We start from the raw sequence: 22,475 nt of genomic DNA, 5'->3' as shown, positions 1-22,475 counted from the left end.
ATTTTTGTGCGCACTTTTTTACCGACCCAATCAGGTTAGTACTATGAAATATCTATTTGCCAGGTTCCTTCAGTCCAAGTTTTCGCGGGTGAGGGAGCTACGTAAATTTTTCTGGAATGTTCAGGCAATTAAAGCCAAGCGGAAAAACCGCTATTTTGCTGAACAGCTAGAGGCGCGATATTTATTGTCTGCCGATATGGCCCCCTTTGCAGGTGATCAAGCGCTTCGAGATCAAATCGACACCGCCGAAATTATCCAGCAGTTGGTAGAAGGTGCTTACTTAGAGGCCGCCAGCGAAAATGACCAACCCCGCCTAGAGCGCGAGTTGCTGCCAGAATATTTGGCGCCCATTGCCGATGAAGCTAAAAACGACAGCATTGCAGAAAAATTCATAGCGCCGGACGAAGGTGTCTACTTCCTGCAGCAGTTACAGGGCAATCAAACGTTAGTGGTCGATACCAGTATCGATAACTATGAGTTGTTGATGGACCGATTTTTGGGTGATGTCGCTGATGAGTTGACGTTTGAAAGTACGGGTGATCACGGTGCGCAAATCGCACAGTGGCAAGGTGAAACTAATGGTGTGACCGTAATTTTGTTGGACGGTGCTCAAGATGGTCTCGCAGCGCTCACGGCGCTACTCGAGTCCAAACAAGATGTGTCGGCATTGCATGTTCTGAGCCATGCCGACGCCGGTAAACTGCGCCTAGGTACTGCTGAGCTTTCCAACGACAATTTAAATAGCTACGAGGCCGCTTTGCGCACTTGGGGCAGCGCGCTAACCGAGCAGGGCGACATTCTATTCTATGGCTGCAACCTGTCCGCAGGACAAGTGGGTTTTGATTTCATCGAACGACTTGCCGGTGTTACCCAGGCGGATATCGCTGCCTCTGACGATCTGACAGGCAACAGCCGCATTGGCGGCGATTGGATTTTAGAAACGGCGTCAGGTGAAGTTGAAACTATTAATCTATTTGCAACCAATGACCCCAAATATCAGGGCGTTTTGTTAAATGCCGAAACCGGTAAAGCCGACGCTACCGACAATGGTGCGCTTGAGTTGGTCGAAGCACAGGAAACCTTGGATCTCTCTGCCTTGACGGGCGCGCTAACAATTACTGTAAAAGCAGACGGACGCATACAGGTTGCTCATGGCAGTAAAACGGCAACCTATTCCAGAGCTGGCGATGGCGATATCCAAAACATCATCGTCGGTGCCACCAATGCAATCACCTTAACCTTGGAATCGGGCGCTTCGCTTTCCGGTAGTCTGACTTCATCGGCGACCACTTTTGTTGGCTCTCTTTCTGTTGTTTTACAGGGTACCACTGGCACCAACAACGTCAATTTTGATAACAACAGAATCGCGCGCATTGGTTCCATTTCTAGCACAGTCTTCGACAAGGTTGTTGCAGTTACCGGTCACGATGGTGAAGACATCATGCGCGGTCATAGCAGCGGCACTGCAGGCGTCAATTTTGACGGCGGTAAGGGTGATGATTGGCTCTACGGCAGCGAAGGCAATGACACGCTCACTGGCGGTGAGGGCGACGATATTCTTCGGGGCTACGATGGCACCGATGCGCTCATTGGTGGCAAAGGAGATGACACCTACATCTTTAGTTCCGCCGATATGGGTGACAGCTCCAGTCTTAACGCCACCATTACTGAGCTTCCTGAGCCCGAAGATGTAGATAAGGACAGCGATAGGGAAGGTAATGATACTTTAGATTTAGCGCGGGTCGATGCGCCGCTCACCATTACCTTTTCCAACACAGCAGCGGCCATTAATCAAATTAACGTTTCAGCTGCCGGCAGACAGGTTACCTCTGAATCGACTACGGTAGAGATCAGTCACACCGCCGTTGGCGGCGCCGTTACCTTTGATGCCAGTGCGTACGTGCCCGACGTGCCGGCAGTTATTGAAGATATTAACTACGCCGGGTTCAGTTTTTTCATTACCGGTGAGAGCGGCACGTTACAAGAAGTCACCATCGCTGCGGGTACCATTACCGCAAGCGAGTTGCGCAACCTAATCGGCAATAACGAAGCGCTGGAAGACAGTATATTTTCAGAGGGCGAATCTACCAGCGCGACATTAACCGTGCCCGATGTCGATCTCAAGCCGGGCTCTCAAATTTGGTTAAATCACACGGGCAACATTGCCTTCTGGAACTCAGATAGAACATCCGCTGATACCAACGCTAATCAACCAGATGCCTACATAGAGCAGGGCGACACAGCGGAAGTAAATCTCAACCTCGCACAATGGTTCACGCCTCCAGCTGCAGGTGTAGCCACTGCTGCGCACACCTTTACCTTGGCGCTCGGCTACGAGTCGGCGACCGCCATGGGCCGCGCAGCCGCCTTGGTGGAAGTCACGCTTCCCGCCAAAACTTATACCGGTTCAGCCGCGGAGATAAAGGCCGAATGGGCGCAGGATCTTCAGCAGGCGATTGCAAGCGCAATTGACACTTATGCCGGCACCACCACGCTAGAAATAATGAAGGCGCCGATCACTGTCAATCAAGTGGCAGGTCGAATCAGCATGGTAACTGATTCGGGTGCGCTGGAATTTTCCAGCTCAAATGGAACTCGACAAGCAGCCGGCGACGGTGATGCCGGCGCTGAATTGCTGTTGTCGGATCTCTTTAATGACCGCCCCACAAGTACCAATGCCGTAACCGCTGACTTCACATTCAATTTAACCTTAGGCGATTACCTTGCCAAGGGGCTGACTAAGGCTGAGGCGACCTTCACAGTAACCGTTGCCGGCAAGGATTACAGCGCCTTTGGCAGTAGTTCGGATATCTATAAAGCTTGGGTGGCCGATATTCAGGCCGCGATTGACGTGGCCTACACTGCCGCTGCCACAACGCCCGGTGCCAATGTTACCGATGCTGTCGACAATGAAAAGCTTGCCGAAGTGGTGATGCAACTTTGGAAAGAAAAAGTGGAAACAAGCATTCAAGGCAATGGCACCAAGGGCGGGGTTGATCTCACCGCTGTAGATGTTGATGTGAGTGACGAAGGCGTCCTGTTTGTAGATGCTCCCGCGCAAACAATGACCGTCACCAACACCAATACAACCTTGGTGCAAAAAGAACTGACCTTTGCTGTTTCAGCATCAAATATTGAAACCATAAAAGTCCCTAAGTCGAGTGCGTCTTCAACGGTCTACAAGTTGGGCGTGGTGGATAAAGCGGGTGCATTGGGCTTATTGTTTGATGGGGAAGAGAGCACCAACGTGCTTGATCTCTCCGCTTTCAGTGGAGCTATTGAGCTCGATATTTTTGAAGAAGGCAGTGTGCGGGCAACCCTAACGGTTGCTGGCGGAAGTTACGTGATTACCGCCCAAGGTGTCAGTGATGTGGTATTGGGCGATGGCGATAACACTATCATTTACAGCGGTTCTGGCAGTTTAACCGGCACGCTGCGCGCCGCCGAAAGTGCCACCGACGCCACCAATTACAACCTTGTTTTTGCCAGCGATTTCGAAGGCGACGTTGTGGTGAACAACACCTCGGCGGCTCAGGCGGACGAACTATACGACGCCCACAGCGTACAAAATGCAAACGACAGTTGGCTCACGTTGGCAGGCATTACGTTCAACTATATCGATGTGTCACAAGTTGATGCCGATGCCTTATTGTTTAGTAATAATTTAGTATCCGGCGCGCAGGGGCAAGACTATATTGCCAATACAACCGGTGAGCAGCTTACGGTCAATGCCGGTGCCGGCAATGACATTGTGATTGGATCAGAAACCGCGAGTGATACGCTACAAGGTGGCAGCGGTGATGATGAAATTTGGGGGCAGGGCGGAACGAATACGCTATCGGGTGGTAAGGGCAACGACCTACTGCACGGCGGTACTGGTACTGATACGGTGGACGGTGGGGATGGCGACGATGTGCTCTACAGCTCCGCTGGCGGCGATAGCCTCGCCGGTGGCAAAGACAGCGACACTTACGTATTTAGCGGCAGTGGGTGGAACGGCACGACGCTGGTAGAAAATGCGGGCGACACAGGTACTGACGTGGTGGATTTCCGCTATACCAGTGCCGATGTGGAATTCGCCATAGGCGAAAATTCTTTTAGTGCAACTGTTGGCAGTGATTCGATCAGTGGTATTACCCAAATTGAAAAAATCGTGGGTGGCAGCGGCAATACCACCTACACCTTCCAGAACAATTGGCTGTCACCACTGCTTATTGAAAATAGCGAAGCGGCAAATGTTACTTTGGATTTTTCCAATGTGACCGCTGATCTCACCTTTACCATTATCGGCTCGGGCACCGTGTTGGTAAAAGACACCAACGGCAATAGCATTCGTGTAGACAATGTCGACAACATTAAAGGCGGCCAAGGTAACAATAGCTACTGGGTTGAAGGTGACGGCAGTATTGGCGGCAATTTAGATTCATCCGCAGGGCTACCAGGTACCTTGCAGTCGCTCGATTATTCGAAATCGCGCATAGTCGAAGCGGTAATCGATAGCACTGTGCCAAGCGTACCGGGCGCAACACAATATGTGTTGCTTTCCTCACCGGTCGTGGGCAAAGGTGAATTGCAATGGCAGGCAGACGGAAGCTACCAGTACCTCGTTGATTCGGAATTAGATTTCAAAGACTTGGCGGATGGAGCTTCAACTTCCGTTACCGTGTACTACTCGGCGCGCGATCTCGCCAATCAACAAATCGGTTTAAAGAATTCCCTAACCTTTAACGTCACACGAGTGGATGGCACCTTAGAGGTCAGCACCTTAGAGGTCAGCGCTACAGCCGTTACGCCTGTGGTGGCACCGACCATCGACCTGACATTGGATACTATTCCTGACGCCACTGCCACGCCAGCCGGTCAAGTGGTCGGGTTTGGCGGCACTGTTGCGGGCATTAATTTATTGGTGGGCGCGGAGCTTGCCGATACGTTTACCGCTGCCGATGGCATTGATACAAAACTATTTGGCGCCGGCCAAAACGATGTGCTCACTGGCGCGTCGGGTAACGATACCATTATTGCTGGCGCGGGTATGGATACCATCGTAGGTGGCGCGGGTGACGATACCATTGAGGGCCAAGCAGGCAGCGATCACATCAGTGGTGGCGACGACGTCGACGACATTAACGGCGGTGACGGCAACGATTATATCGATGGTGGCGCGGGCAATGACATTATTTTCGGTGGCGCAGGCAATGACACCTTAATAGGTGGTACAGGTGCCGACAGTCTGGTCGGTGGCCAAGGTGACGACACCTATCTGTTTAGCGGCGATTGGGGCCAGGATGTCGATACCTTTACGCTAGCAAGCGCAAGTTTTAACGGCACCGCCTTGACCTTCGGTACTGAATTTACGGGTACAAGTGGGGCGCGGATTACCGTCAACGCTGACGGCAGCTATAGCTATACACCCGCTCCGACCATGGCGAGCGAGCCCATTGGTCTGCCAAGCACCGACACTTTGACCCTTGTGGTGCAAAACGAGCTCGGCCATACGCAAGAAATTACACGAACTATCTCCGTCACTAACGGTGAAACCACGGTAAGTGAGGGGACGGTATCCGTCAGTAAATTGATTACTGATGCAGACTCAGATCCGGTTGGTTTTAGCTTGCAGATGCTTGGCCAGTTCGACAGTACGCGCCTTGCAGACGGCGATCGTATCACGGGCTTTGGCAGCAACATTATTTCCAAGGGCGCGGGTGAGAATATTCTTTACCCCGGTAAGGGGCATCTGACCATTGAGCAGGATGGCAGTTACGTATTTACCGCAACCGGTGACACCTTGAAGGGCGCAGAAAGTGTCACGATTCGCGTTAAGTTAGAAATTAAAGATGAACAAAATCAATCCCGAATTGAAACCTTCAACTTAACATTTACGGCGGATAACACCCGTGGTGTGATCAGCACCGATGGGTTGAATAGCGAAGAGGCCGGCGCTGCATTAGTGGTCGCCAGTGGCCCACAAGACCTGACGTCCGGCAATCGTTTGGCTGTGCGCGGCGTTGTTGAAGGAACGCAGGGCGGTGAAGATATCCTGAGCTTTGCCGGTCAAGACGCCATAGCTGCGTCCGAAGCAAGCTTAGCAATAGACGCGGTGGCCGCGGTGAGTCGCGACTTGGACTTAAGTTTCAGTGGTGCGGGCTTGTCGGTGTCAGATTCCGCCGCCACGGCCAACACATTATTCGTGAGTGCCGTATCACTCGCGAACATTGAAACCATTAAAGGCGGTGCGGGCGATAACAATTACGTGTTTGAAAACCTGTGGGGCGGCACCACCGACTCAACCTTGGTGTTGGATGACACGGCAACGGTTGCGGGTAAGCAAGGTACGTTAGATTTCAGCGCCGTTGAAGGCCCGTTATTTTTCTCGCTCGAAAACGAGCTGGCAGAGGATGGCTCGGCAACCGGTAATGTAGTGGTTACCGTTACGGCAGAGCGAGAGGTCACTAAAACCTTGCGCTTTGGTGAAAACGCCGATGGCGAGGAAGTGTTAATTGCCGACGACGACCTCACAAACGCTGTGACCCGCACGGAAACTGTCACCGAGACAGTCACCTACACCGTTAAAGCAGTGGGCATCGAAGCCATTATCGGTGGCGGCGGCAGCAATCGGTTTACCTTGGTGGGGGATGTCAATTACACCGGTAGCATTGATGGCGGCGCGGGTACAGCAACACTGGACTACAGTCAGTTCGTCAAAATGAATGCCGATGGTACTGAGCAAATCGGCGTCACCGTCGATCTCAGCGACCTCAATGCCACAACCGATGGAATTGCCGGTGCTGTATCGAACGTCGACAACCTCATTGGCACAGATTTTAGTGACACGCTTACGGGCTCCGATGCAGACAACAAGATAGAAGGCCGTGGTGGCAACGATATCATCGTGGGTGGTGAAGGCGCCGATGAACTGATTGGCGGCGCCGGCGATGACAACATGCAAGGTGGCATTGGCAACGACACCCTCGACGGTGGCGTAGGCAGCGATACCCTCGCGGGCGGCGAAGGCGATGATACCTACGTTTTTGACAATGAATGGGCTGCGCGTCACTCACTACTTGAAAGTTTAAAATCTACAGAAGCCGATACCATCACCGACGCAGCGGGTGAAAATACCCTCGACCTCTCTGGCCTGACCGCTGATCTCACGATGCTATTTGCCGACAGTAGCGGTACCACAACCCTCGACATCACTGCGGATGTAACGCCCAAACAATTTCCGGATTCTGTGCCCAGCAAAACAAACAGCATTGCGATTAGCGATGTAAGTACGGCAACTTGGGCTATCACCAGCGGCGCTGGTGCCGACAGCGTTCAGATGGGTGACGGAGCAAGCTTTACTGGCACACTGGATACCGGCGAGGGAACCAATACCCTCGATTATTTTACCGGCGGTTATACCAATAACGTCACCGTAGATCTTGCTGCAGATACTGCCACAGGATTTAGCGGCGGCATCATCGGCATTCAGAACGTGTGGGGTTCGCTGGCCACAGACAGTGCAGATAGTTTTACCGGCAACGACAAAGATAATCTATTTGTCTTGGGAACCATCAACGCCGGGGCAATTGCAGACGTGATTGTGGGCGGCGCTGGCAATGATACTGTCAGTTACGTGAATATCGCGGTGGCTGTTGACGCAAGTTTGGCGCGGGGTGATGCATATGCGCTTGGCGATAATACCAACAGCATTAATACGTTTGATGGCATTGAAAACCTCATTGGCAGTGATCAAGCAGATACCTTAACCGGTGACGCCGGCAATAATGTAATTGAAGGCGGTGCTGGTAACGACACCTTAAGTGGTGGCGACGGCGACGACCGCTTCGTGTTTACCGATGGTTGGGGCGAAGATACCAAAATAGCCAATGACAACGGCACTGACACGCTGGATTTCAGCCAAGTCACAACAGATTTAGCCTTCGACATGGGGCGCGGTGACGGCAGCGCAGTAGCGATGTCCGACGCATTGGATCGCGATGTTACTATTGCCAGCGACGGCAATAGCGTTACCACTGATTTCACGATTGAACATTTCATCGAAGGCCAAGGCGCCAACGATCTTCAGCAGGCTAACGTAATCCTCACCACCGACGCACAAGATGCGTTGATTGAAGGTTTAGAGAAGCTGCGCGATTGGGCTAACGCGATTTCATCAAATCATTCAAGCTGGGGTGAGTTGATGGATACGCCTGTACCATTGGTGGATGCAGCGACCTTTGGCGAGTTATTTAATTTCGATGGCGACGACGCGCCAGTGGATTACGCGACAGCGCTTGGCAACGCCATAGAATCCCAGCTAATCAATCCATTGAAAGACTTGTTCTGGGATGGTGCTTCGAATACTGCAAATAACGGCGCAACAGCTACCACGGACGAAGTGTTTGCTCTCGGTACCGACGCCGTTGCCACCTACGCCGTTATTGATAACGTCGATGCACAACAAGGCACGCTGGTACTTCAGCCCGACGGCAGCTACAGCTATTCCGTTGATCCCGCGGTCGATTTTACCGACTTGGCCATAGGTGAAGCGACGGAAGTTAATTTTAGTTATCAGGCTACTCATGATTCTGGGGCCTTAAGCGACATACAAACTGTCACCATTGTGGTGTACCGAAGCGGCGCCAATGAGCTCCAGGTCAATGGGGCTACCAGTGGCACCGATGTGGTGACGGGTGAGGCCCATGTCGATCCACTGAATCCCTTTAGCATGACGCTAAATAATCGCCTCATTGAATTCGGCGCCAATGTCACAGTCTTGCAAGAGTTAGACGCGGTCGGTTTGGATTTAGGCGCAGCATTAAGCAAGTTGCCCGGTGTTAGTGTCGATTTTCAGCCGCAATTGACGAATCGTCTCACGTTCGATTTTGCCTTTGGCTTAAATGTCGATGGCTCAGAAACTGATAAGGACGCAAACCTCGATCAGTTTACCCTACGAGATGCCGCACTCAATTTTGAAGCAAAAGTCAGTGAGCAAGACGTTGATGCGACACTTGATTTTGGCTTGCTCCAGGCAAGTATCGTCGACGGCAGTGTCGAGATGCTGTCCTTATTGTCCTTGGGCCATGAAGGCGATTTATCCTTTGCTGATCTGCAGGCGGCTATCGACGGTACTGTAGGTAATACCTTTGATGACCAGCTGAAAATCACGGTTAGTGAAAATAGCGGTGTAGTCGCTGAACTGCCTGTGGTATTTGCCGCCGATGGTATCAATATCGACCTGCCCGAACTGCCGGTTATTAAGATTACTACGCCCGCACTGCCTGATTTTTCGGCGCTTACTGATGTGGATTTACTGCCCGCTATTGGCAACTTCTTCGATAATCTGACTATTGATTTGCCCGATTTCTCGCAACTGTTTGATTTAAATAACCTCTCCCCTGCGGATATTGTGAACCTGCTGCGTGGTGCCTTTGATTTCATTCTAGAGTCCGATCTATTTAGCGTAGAAATTCCAGGCATTGGATTGACCTTGGACGGCATTTTTGACAACTTGATTCCTGGCGATTTCCCGGGCTTTAAAGATTACTTTACCGACCTCTTAGATAGACTCCAGGCCAATTTTGACAGCATTTCCAATGTTGGAGACTGGATAAAAGCCGAGCTAGCCGCTCTATTCGCTGGTTTGCCTGCCGGTATTAATCTGCCCAGCTTTGATCTTGATATTGGCTTCGACGGTTGGGACCTTGGCTTCGATTGGGACTTCAATTGGGACCTCACCTACAACCTGCCATTTGATTTAGCCTTGCCCGACCTGGATACTCTATTTGGTTTTGATGTGCCAGAGCCTACGGTTACCTCGTCCGGCGACTTTGTGCTCAATGGAGTATTAGATTTCAATTTCGATTTGGATTTTGATGTTAAGCAGTTTGGTTTGGCTGCGGCAAAAACCGGCACAGCCGTAAACCCCTTAGACTACGCCTATTTAAGCGATGATTCTGGCGTGTCTTTTACGGGCAGCGCGGGTGGTGAAAATTTAGATGCGTCGGTAACGCTGGATATCTTTGGTCAAGAAATTGGTTTCTACGGTGTAGATGGTAGCGGCTTGTTGACCTTGGCGATGGGCGCCGGTTTAAAGGACACCAATGCCGGGCGTTACTCGATTAAAGAGTTGTCAGTGCTGCAACAAGATGCACTGGACATTACCGCTACGGGCAGCGCCAGTTTCGATCTTCCCGTCTTTTTCCCTACAGAATTAATTCCTGCCGGTGGGTCCGACCAAGACCTCAATGCCGATGGCTACGCCGATAATCTATTGCACTTGGGTGTCGATTTTGGCTTGGACGAAAATTTAGCGGCCACTTTGGGTGAGTTTGAGATCGTCATTCCCGCCGATATTTTTGACCTTGGCAAAATGGGCTTGCTGTCGCTCGATAGCATTCTCGACATGCTGCAGGGCGTAGTTAACGAAATGGCCGGCGAAGAATTCATCGCCTATGGTGCGAATAGCAATGAGTTAACGGTGCCTGTCTGGTCGGTCGATCCAAGTGTGAGTGTGGGTGACTATACGAAAGGTGTCGGCGAGAAAATTGTGCGCACCGCCGATGGCGCATTGACCTTGTATGAATTTATCGAGACGGCAACCGGGATTTCTGTTTGGGGCATCGAACGGCGCATAGATGCCAATGATCTTTCAAGTGTTGAGCTAGACATTTATACCCCAGTAGATCAAGCGCTAAGCACAGCAGAACAAAATCTTGCCGTTAAAACTGGTACGGCGGATGAATGGCTGGTGAGAACGGGTTTGCTCTATCAAGACATTCCGCTACTGGGTATGAGCCTCACGGACATTCTGGGTGAGGGTACGGTCAGTGTTGCCGATGCAATCAATGAAGCCATCGAATTTGCCCGTGACAATGCCGAAAATGTTGGCGAATTGGTTGAGGCTTTCAATGACAAGCTGCGTGAGACATTTAACCTCGCAGACGACATCGAATTATTTTCCGGCAGTTATGAAAACTCTGTTTTCGATTTTGATTTTAGTTTTGAAACCCTTATTCAGGACCAGTTTGCCTTAGCCCTGGATATTGATGACTTGGGCTTGGATCAGTGGGGTCTTGAGGGTGTCGCAGATCTGGTCGAAATCAAGGCTGACGGCTCAATCGACTTACTAGCGTCCGCTGACCTCAATTTTGGTTTTGGCTTTGATCTGACTAACGTCACCGAACCCCTAGCTTATATCGATCAAGACTCCGCCTTTAATGTGTTGTTGAGTGCGGCGGCGGAAGACTTGTCATTCATGTTGGGGCTGGATTTAGGGCTGCCGTTCGAGCTGGGTTTACTGGCCGAAGATGGCAGCGCTGCGCTGCAGTTAGGTTTCAGTGCAGGCTTTAGCGGATTTGATGCAGAGTCTGATACCAATGGTGTGTTGGAATTTACCGAACTGGGTGATGCCTTCAGCGCCGAGGCGTTTGGCGGTGCCGATCTCAATCTGCCCATGTATTTCCCCATTAAATCGATGCCTTTAGGGGGCACCGAAGACGACCGCAATGGCGATGGCGTTGCCGATAATGCTTTAGCCGCCTCAGCGGAATTCAACTGGAGCTTAGATAGCGGCTTCGAGACCAATTACAGCTATGCAATTCCCAGCCTAGGGTTTAGCAAGTCGGATCTTGTCGCAGGCATGATTGGCCTGCTTAATAATCCCGACAATATGCTAGCGGGCTTAGAAGGCTTTTTCAGCGGGATTAATACCGTTGCCGACGGTATTGCGAATATTGAATTGCCGTTAATTGGTGGTGATGCCTTTGACAGCTTGGCCAATTCCCTCAAAAGCCTCGAGTCCAGTGTGTTGGGCGCTCAGGCGGTTGCCGGTGTTTACGACGCGGACAGCCTAGGCGCTTGGTTGCAAGAGCGGTCCGACAATGAGGAGCAGATTTTTGATGCGCTGCTCGATGAGGTGCGCACGGCATTATTTAATGGATTAACCAGCTTCAACACCGATGAAGCCAGCAGCGATTTGTTTTCTTTCGTAGTGCCTATCTACGATGAATACGGTGCCGAGCAGTACGACGAATTTGGTAAGTTGTTGACGAAATTGCCCACCAGCCCAGATGATATTGAGTTGGTGTTTTCCGACACGGGCCTGCTGACCTTCAATATTAAATTTGGCGGATTGCTGCTGGGTAATTATGTCAAAGTCACCAACCCAGATACGGGTGAAAAAGAGCGCACGGGTGCTGTAACTGAAGCAAGCGTTCCCCTCGACCTTAGCACTGGCATGGCCGGCCTTAATTTGGCTGTTGATGCCGAGCTCGAAGTGCTCATGGACTACCTCATGGGCATCGGTCTTGGTATTGGTGTTTTGGACGAAGATGATCCAACGCACGTGGGTGTCTTTCTTGACACCAGTGGCATAAACACGGCGGGTGAAGAAATTGCGCTCGACGTTAAGGCTTCGCTTGCTGAAGGCAGCAGTATGTCGGGCACCTTGGGCTTTTTGGCCATGGATATTGTCAGCACCGGCGAGACTAGCCTAACGGGCCATTTGGGCTTAGATATTAACGACGCTCAGGCAAATGGCGATAACCGTTTAGAGTTGAGTGAAATTGGCGATATCGATGTCGTGTTAAATGCCAATGCGAAAGCCCAGGCTAACTTGCACGCATCTGTTGCCACCAGCGTTGGCGATATACTGCCAAGCATCAACACCGGCATCGAATATTCTCAAGCCCTGAATGCGTCGCTATCGCTATCAGGTGGCGCCAGTTTTGAAATTGGCGACCCAACTGCGATCTTGCATGACGTTACTTTGAATGCCGGCTCGGTATTCGACAGTTTCCTGGGTGATACCTTTGATGTTATCAAAGAAATCGTTATGCCCTTGAAGCCGGTAGTGGATTTGCTGCTCATGGAAATTGACTTGGGCGTTACCAAGTTGCAGTTTATCGATATCGCCTACCTCAAGCTGCCTGCGAAAACCGTAGATACCGCAAAGAAAGTGCTGAAAGCGTTGGATGCCACCATTAAGTTCATGGAATCCATGGACAGCATGGAGGGCGACATCAACTTCGGCACGTTTAATCTTACCGGAGGTTTGCTCAGCGATCCGGACCAGCAAGCATCTAGCAATGACAGCGGCATTCGCTCTGGTGGCGATACCATTTCACCGGTAGAGGGCCCAGATCAAGATGGCTTAACCGACCCCAATGGGGGCAAAAATTTCCGCATTCCCGTGTTGGAAGACCCCATGTCTGTGCTCAATTTTATTTTGGGTAAAGGCGAGGTCGATTTGTTCTGGTACAACTTGCCAGATTTGGCCTTGGAGTTTGAATACGAAAAATCCTACATGGTGTATCCCGGTCTGAATGTTGGATTGGGTGGTGCTATTGGCGCATTTACCAATTTCGATTTCGGTTTTGATACCCGCGGATTTAGCCAGTGGATGGACACCGGTTTTGATCTCGGCGAGAGCTGGCGTGTGTTTAACGGTTTCTATCTCGATGATCACGGCATAGAAAATACCGGTCAAGATGCCTACGAATTGGGCTTGACTGCGGAAATTTTTGCCAAGGCATCACTGGGCATTGGCGGTTTCATTGAAGCCGGTGTCAAAGGTGGAATAGAGGCCATCATTGGTTTTGATTTAAACGATACCGAAACCGCCTACGAAAACGATTTGCCCATTGGCGATGGCAAACTCTACGGTTCAGAACTAATTGAGCGCATCACACACGGACCACAGTGTTTATTCGATGTCTCCGGCCAGCTAAGTGTATTTTTGGAAGCCTTCATGTGGATTGGTATCGACATGGGCTTTAGTACGATCACCTTGTTCGAAGCGCGAGATCGCTTCGTTGACGAAATCATTGCCGAGTTTTCTTGGGAGTGTATTCACGAAGCGCCTACTGACATTGCCTTCAAAGGTATTGAAAGTGGCGGTGAATGGATTGAGAACGCTAGCAGCGACACTTTGGTTCTGCAATATCCGGCGGACTATAGCGACAGTGCCAATCAATACACTGTCGACGTCTGGCCAATAGACGGTGATTTAACACTGCAGAGCTTGGCGCTAGCGGGGCTTCTGGATACAGAGTATTACGATCGCGATGAAGAATTGGCGCTGAGTACTAAATTAGCAAACTGGCGCGCCAATAACCCCGGTGATGAAGTCATAGTAGTGAGCACGGGTCAGCGTTTAGAAGTTTTTCTCGCTTCAGAAATTAACCACGTTGTAGTCAATGGGTCGGATTTGACTGGTGATCGTTTTGATCGATTCAAGATTTCAAAGCTAAATGGCACAGTGGAGTCGTTAACCATCAATGCAGGTAAGGGCGATGATATCATCGACCTTTACGCCGACAGTGATGTCACCGATGAAGCTTTGGATATCCGTATTATTGGTGGTGAAGGTGCCGATCGAATCAGTGTTGATAGCTTGCTACTTACTCCCGATGGCGTACACCTCATTCAAGGTGGTGCGGGTGAAGACTCCATTAAAGTAACGGGCGTTGCTAGCTATAGTAAGTTGGAAATACACGGCGATGACGGCGACGATACGATCTTTGGTGGTGCAGGCCGCGACGAAGTCTATGGCGGCGCAGGCTTCGATGTCATCGCCACCTACGGCGGTGCAGACTACATCGAAGGGGGCGATGAAGCCCCAGCACTTTATGTCAACCGCCAGGGTGAGTTACAAGCAGCGGAAATCTACGACGTTAATGGCGACCGCTATGGCGTGGCGAATTCCGCAGAGGGTTATAACGAATACGGATTCCCAGTCACTTTCTCAAGCGATGCCAGCGGCAGCTATCTCTTCGATGCCGCCATGGGCCTATATCGACTGGCCGTTGCCGGAGAAACCGGTACCCATAGCGCAGATCCTATTGATATCAGTGGTTTGGATATTGTGGTTCGCACCTTTAGTGGCGATGTAATTGAAGGCGGCGAAGGCGACGACGAAATACGCGGCGGCAAAGGCTTTGACCGCCTCTATGGGCTCAACGAAAAAAATATCGGCACGGATGGTACCAATACCATTTACGGTGATGACGGCAATGACATTATCGATGCCGGAGTCGGTGGATTAATTGCTTTCGGCGGTAAAGGCGACGATACCATCGTGTGGCAATACGCGCCGGTAGGTGCAGATGTGGAGTTAATTGTTCAAGGTGGCGATGGTAACGACACCCTGTCAGCGTTCATTACCAATAACAACAGTGAGATCAATCTGTACCAACACGGTGATGATGTTGCGAGCAAGTTAGCTACCTTGGAAATACAGGACAACGGCGGCCAAACAGATAGCCTGAAACTGGACGTAGAAAATCTTGTGCTGGACACCCAAGGTGGCGCGGACGATATCGATATTGGCGATTTACTCGGCACCAACTTATTGACCGTAGATGTGCAGTTGGGATCATCCTTGGCCACCATGTGGCAAGTTGAGCGCGACGGCTTTGGCAACCATCAAGTCTATTCCACAGAGTACACAGCCTTTCTCGAGAAAACCCCGCTGCTCGATAGCGATGGCAACGAGGTAAAAGACGCAAACGGATATACCGTAATGGTACCCGTTGAGCCTCAAGCTTTTGTGGATGGTGTTGCACTTAAAGAATATTTTTACCGATTTGATTTGGCCGAAGGTGGCACCTATCGCTACAACAGTGATGGTTCGCCCATGCTGAAAGATGTCAATGTAGTGGCGCAAGCGAATTCGGATTTGTCAGTGCAAAGCGTTAGCCTTGCAGATGGCTTGCAAAATGTGACGCTGTTTTACGGCTACGACGATAGCTTGGTCAATGCCGGTCGTCCCACACCCTCCAATGACAATTCGCCTATTGATAGCGTTACGCTCACAGCGGGCATGAGCGCTGAAGACGTAAAGGCCGCTATTGAATCGATGGCAAGTATCAATGAGGTGGAAGTTACGGGCAGTGGCACCGATATTTCGCCATGGAATATTGAAATAATTTCCGCTTCGAGCACGGCATTATTTGGCTATCACTATGCGGTTCAGGCCCACAGCGGGAGCCTGTTGCAAAAAGATGATACGCGCTCAGTACAAGTTTTTTACCGTATCGACAGTGAAACTGCTGATTACCTTTATGACGGCGTGGCGCCTGCATTGGTGGTAAATAGTGAAAGCGCCACTGCGGTAACCGATAGTCGAATTCAACAGCTGGCGCTGCCAGCTGGCAGTACAGAAGGCGTCATCTGGTATGGCGACCAAGGGGTTGCTATCACACAGAGTGAATTGGCTAATGGCGCAGCGCTGCTCGAAAGTCGTCTAAACAGCGTATTGGGAGCCAATTCTGTTGAGGTGTTTGGAAGTGGTACTGCGGATGATCCGTGGGAGTTTATCTTCGATCAAGCGCCACAAACAGACGGCGCTTATCTGCCCTTAGAGTTTGCGGGTGGCGTTAGTGTGTCTGATACCGCTTTCGCGCTGACTCGGACTACCGTTACACTTGCTACAGAAGCCGCGCCTGATTTGGATCGCCAGTATTTTGATTGGCCGGCCAGTGCAGTGAGTCTGGAATTTACCTACGGAACAGAAAGTTTCTCTCTGGATTTTGCGGGCTTAACCGCCGAGCAGTCTGCAGCGAAGATCGAAGCCGCGTTTGCCGCATTACCCACCGCAGTTGCGGTTTCGGTGGCAATGACTGGCACCAATACTTGGCAAATAGTTATTCACAAAAATAGCCCAGAAGCTATTGCCGTGGATGTACTTGAAACAAAATCTTCGTCTGTAAAAGCGACGGCAAGTGACGACAACAATGCCCTGCAAACCGTAACGCTAGTCGGTGACGATCACTTATTGTGGTACGGCACGGGCGTCGTGGTGATTGACAGTGCAACCACGCCTGCGTCACTGCAGTCTGATCTAGAGGAATTGACGTCCTTGGCGAATGCCAATATCGAGGTGACTCGCGACGGTGATCAATGGTCTATTGCCTTAACGTCTGTCGATGCAAATGTTAAGTACAGTGCGTTTTACAGCGCTAGCATAAACGCCGCGCCGGCAAATTATCCAGACATTGCAGTTTCAACAGCGTTGACTGACAACAGCATTCAATCGGTTACCGAAAATGCATTGGCCAGTTTTTGGTACGGCGACCAAGGCGTTGATGTTGACTTCGGCGCAACAGCAGCAGAAATTGAAACGGCTTTAGAAAAGCTGGCGAATGTTCAGCGCGTGCATGTTTCCGGTGTGCCGGGGAATTGGCAGATAACATTTGTGGCAGCGGACACAGATCCCGATGGCCACTTCTTGATGGCCAGCGTTGAATCATCAGACGCTGAACTTGCCCATGGCAAGCGACACAACCAGGTGTTTGCCAGCAGTGCCACGGCAATCTTCGCACTCGAAGACTGGCAAACTTCAGCCTACGTCAATTATAACGGCGAGCAAGTTCTGATTGAGCGCGGCATGAGTGCAGCTGATGTGGAAGCCGCCTTGGAGTCAATGGATGGCATTTCCAATGTGGTGGTCTCCGCTGCTGCAGGCGTCCTAGGCTCGCAGTGGACCATTGCGCTCGTAGATGCGCAAACTGATGCGATTGGTGAATTCTATACCCTGGCGCGTGACGTATACGTACAGGCCATGAATGAATTCGCAACCGTAAATGACACAACAGATATCACAACGCAATCCATAAGTGAGGCGTTCATTGAGGAAGGCACTACAATTGCCATCAACGCCAATGATTCGATAACGCTAGGTGCTATCTACACTGGTAAAACCCAAAGTGAAAAAGCCGATCAACTAGCCACTGACCTTTCAGTACTGCTAGGTAATGATGTTGAGGTTGAGTTCGATTCAGCGAGTGGCCAGTATGTTATTTCAGATTCAGGACTAACGGGCTTGCTGCTGGCCAGCAATATGTCATTGGATCCAGCAGTGGAACAAGCCGATGCTGCCACCCAGGCGTTCGCGCAATTGGCGCTGCCTGCAGGGACGGCGGCCATCACGCTAAACTATAACGGCGTATCACATTCGCTAACCTTGTCGGGTAACACGGCTGCAGACATAGCGCTAAGTATTCAAGGTGCTCTGGCGGAGTTAACGCTGGGAGCGGCTGAAAATATAACCGTTGTGGGCGATGGCACGGTTGAAAGTCCCTTTGTGATTCAGGTGGCGGATTTCTCTGGGTTGTCTGACTTTACAGCGGCAATTGACTTTACTGGCAATGGATTTGATGCTGTAACGCTGGCAGCGCCATCCACCTACCACACCCTTGAAAAACGCGATGACAATGGCAACTGGGCCTTGCAGACCGTTGATGGCCTGCAGGCAGTTAAGCCAACTCAGCAGACCGATGCGACCGCAGATCTCTATATTTCTCCCTATCTTACTGTAGAGGTTAATGGCCCGCGTTTAACCGAAAAAACCATTTGGGATTACGATGAGAATGGTGTCTTGGTGGAAACTGACGAGACGGATTGGTTTCAAGATCCCACCTATCGTAATGACAACAACATTGACAGTGTCACTATTAAAGGCAGTAACACCGAAAATGATGCATTCACTATCGGCCATTTAGTCAATGGCGAAGATACTGACGCGCCTACGATCGAATACGATACCTTGCAGATTGATCACCATCGCGTCGGCAATGATACCCGCAGTGTAAGCATCGTAATTCGCGGCATTGATTTAGACGGTGATCTGGATGATTCAACAAGTGAATCAGGTATTGGATCTCACGATCAGATTACCATTGACGGTCAGGCGGGCGATGATGAAATCATTGCCGGTTTCTTACCTAACAGCACCGACATTGCCGCAACTGACATCATTACGGCTCACGTGGTGGATAACTTAACGCTAATTGGTGGCGCTGATGATGATCGGATCGTCGGCACTTGGCGCGCGGATACCATCAACTCTGGGATCGGCAACGATACAGTAACTGGCGGCGGCGGTGTCGATGCATTTTTAGATGCATCGGACGAGACCGAATTTGACACGCTCATCGAACAACGCAATCTCAATTTCTCGCTCTCTGACAATGAGTTGGTGATCTCTGGCTCTGACAGCTTAACCGGTGAGCCCGTTGTGCCAGAAAGCGAAACTAGCGTGGGAATATTTGAGCGCTTTGAGCTATTCGGCGGTGCTGGGCAAAATAATTTTGCCATTGTTGACTTCACAAAAGAGGCAATGCTCGATGGCACGGTGGGCTCTGATACCTACGTGATTACACTGAGCGGTGAAATTGAAGGCGCCTCGTCAGTGGAAATTTTGGATAGCGGTAGCAACGACAGTGAAGACACCGACAGTGTAGAAATTTGGGGTGGCGGTAATGGCATTGATCAAGCCGACACGCTGCATTTGGATGTCGATACCAGTCGTCAGCAGGTTACCTACACCGGCACAACCGAAAGCTTTAGGTTGACCTATCACGGCGAGTCTACCGAGCTGCTTAACGGTTCGAGTAGCGCGCAAGATATCGCCAATGCATTGATTGCCTTAGACGGCATTAGCGCGGTAACGGTTACCGGCGAGGGTACGTCGGGTGAACCGTGGTTAATTGTATTGGAATCGGCTGACACCACCGCTGAGGATAAGTTCTTTAAATTGGGCACAACGGACGTCAATATCGCCAAGGCCGATGTTGAGCGTGCCTTTGTACAGCGATTAGATGCCAACTTTGGCGCCGCCTTGTTGGCGAGTAAACCCGACATTGATGCGCTATTTGAAAAACCGCAATTCGCTATGCAGCAGTTCTATGTGCGCGACAGCGCCGCGGGTGCCATTGCCTTCGATATATCCTATGGCGGTCAGACGCTGAGCGCGACTCTACCTACCAACCCGAATGAAGACGAACTTTATAGTGAAGCAGATCGTGCATTGCGCGTTGCTGAGCGTCTCGCCTATTTGGAAGCGCTGTTAGAGACGTTTGATGATATCGACGATGTTACTCTCGCTGGCGCCGGCACTCACAGAGATCCATGGCGCATAGAAATTGTAAAGGGCAAAAAAGACTCCAAAGGCAACTATCAAAAATTCACCACACTCGATTTAAGTGTGATCAGCGATCCATTAGATATCGCCGACGCGGCTGCGACGACGTCACCGTCACTGTCGCTTGCGTCACCTAGCAATTACCAGCGCGTCTATTACAACCGAGGCGCAGAGCGGGTTGAAATTCATGGTGGTTTGGGCGCGGATACAATTATCGCCGATGACAGCATGGCGGCATCCTACGTGTATGGTGATGAAGGCAATGACAATTTCCTCATTGGACGCGTAATCGCAACTGAAACGGTCACCTTGGCTGATGGTCGAACGCTAGATGTGGTGGCAGGTGATGAGGGCATCACTGCCGGTGTAAGTTACAACGCCTATTTCTATGGCGGTGGCGGTGATGATTATTTCGAAGTGAACCACAACATTGGCGAATTAGAACTTTACGGTGAATCGGGTGACGATACCTTCTTCTTGCGCGCCCACCTGCAGGCGGACGGCGAAGAAATAGATGGCAATACTGTAACTGCCGGTGCTGGTGATGAGGCCAACAATATCGACGAAGCCGATCAGGATATTCTGATCAGCTATGTGCAAAACAATCGGGTGCTAATTAACGGTGGCTCTGGCTTTGACACCTTGGTCATTGCCGGTACAGGCATCGCCGACGAGTTCTTCATTTTTACAGATGCTAATGACAAGCAGTACATATATGGCGCCGGCTTAAAAGTTGAAGGTGTGTCAAACATTGAGCGTCTAGCGTTAGTCACCGGTGGCGGTAACGATGTTGTTTATCTCAATGGTTTAAGCGGCAATATAGAATTGCTCATCAATACCGGCTCGGGCGACGATGAGGTGGTTTTGGGTGGCGAAGAACGCACTTTTGAAGTGGTCTACCCCATCAGCAATGCAACCCACACAGTGCAGCGCGATTTGTATCAGGATGAGGCTGTAGGCGAGCCAGAAATAACCTATAACGATATTCAATTCGTTAAGCGCAGCTCAACCGATATGGTCGCGCTTTGGCAAGAGTTTTATAAGCGCTGGGTTAAGCCAGATGCCTCAGAGGATGAAATTGCTGCGGTACAAATGGATGCGATTCATTGGCAGCTATTGGAGGCCAATTTATCTGTCGCCTTGAAGCTCTACAGTCAGGCCGTTGATAAAGCGCTAAGTGATAACCCAGATCACGGCACTACCATTTGGGATAAAATAAATTTTGGTGAATTGACGAACAATATTCACCAAGAAATCATCGAAATATTCAAAGGCCCCGGTGACTACGGCGACGATGTCAATGCCTTCGAGAATGCCTTGCTGGCGGCGATGAATGCAGAAGGCGGCTATAACCAATGGGCCGATGGCGACTATGAAGTTGGTTTTGGGTTGGGGCAGCAGGCGCCGATATTGCCAGACGCCATAGATCTCCAAACTATGTTGAACCTTGCTCCCGATCGCGTGGTATTGGATTCTGAGCAACAAGCCGCATGGGACGGTGTGAGCGATTGGAATAGCAATATCAAGGTGGGGGATCGCGAGCTACAAGCGGGTACGCGATCACTAGATAGCGCATTTTTCTTAGAGTATTTGCGCAAAATTGTCGCATTTACAATCTGGGGCGATTTTATCCATGCTGACCAGATATACGACACTGCTGATTTTGTTGACAACAACAGTGACTCACGGCGTTTGGACGATTGGGGCTACGATCCTGATTTGTATTGGTGGGATCTCTATTCCGATCAAGTTAGGGTGAACAAAACTGTCACTCAGCACTACTGGGATTGGAGCAGTTTTTCCATTAAAACACGGCAAGTTACCGTGCAAGATAATTTGCCGCACGTGACGGGTGAATCCGCGGTATGGATTCCCACCGAACAATACTCGGAAGGAGCGGGTGGCGATCTTTTCCGCGATTTAATTTCGCTCTTCTATCAGCCGGTGGCAGAGGCGCCCACAGACACTAATGTAAACCTTGAGCAGAGCTATGTAGCGCAAGAATACGAGGGGGCAGCCTCATATCGTTTTGATGGATTGACCCAGCGTACGGTCACCAAAATCATGCCAGCCACCTTTGATTTGGCTGACATCCAAGGTACCTTGCGTTTGGCGGGTGGACCTGGCAGCGACTCTTTGACATTAAATATTGCTGATGCCGATGGCGCGGACCTCAACGTAGGCCGTGTCGATATGGATTTAGCGGAATTTACTTACGTAAATGATGAATCGCTCATCGGGCATTATGACGCCAGCGGAAATTGGGTGACGGGCTTTCAGGGGCTGTTGGCTGATGCCAACCACGGGGATGTACAAGGCGCGTTAGAGCGCGCCAATAAGCAAACCCAAATTGCAATACTGGACCAGTTGGCACTAGGTGAAGAACCGAATGCGCAGGTGGAACTGCAGATTCAGACCGTTGAGCAAACGTTATCGCTCTCGACGGATTTGTCAGCCTTGCGCAACGCCAGTGCAGCCTTGACGCCAGTTGGTGCGGAGCAAATTGCAACGAAAACCCGTATTGAAAATTTGGCCAAGATGGGTCAGCAATTGCTGGGTGAAAAAG

At 50.7% G+C, this 22,475-nt stretch carries 1 protein-coding gene (running past one end of the window); it reads left to right on the top strand.

Annotated elements, in window-relative coordinates; genetic code table 11:
* Positions 1 to 43: 43 nt before the first annotated feature.
* On the top strand, positions 44 to 22,475 hold the 5' portion of the coding sequence (locus FHS30_RS14330; RefSeq protein WP_183911200.1) for a DUF4347 domain-containing protein. Its footprint extends 12,965 nt past the window's final position; 22,432 of the gene's 35,397 nt are visible here — the first part of the coding sequence; it begins with the start codon at positions 44 to 46; its stop codon lies off the right edge, out of view.

It is taken from the genome of Simiduia aestuariiviva (genome assembly GCF_014192475.1).
GTDB lineage: Bacteria > Pseudomonadota > Gammaproteobacteria > Pseudomonadales > Cellvibrionaceae > Simiduia > Simiduia aestuariiviva.
Note: the sequence above shows the minus strand (reverse complement) of the source record. Positions and strands in the feature narration are given on the sequence as shown.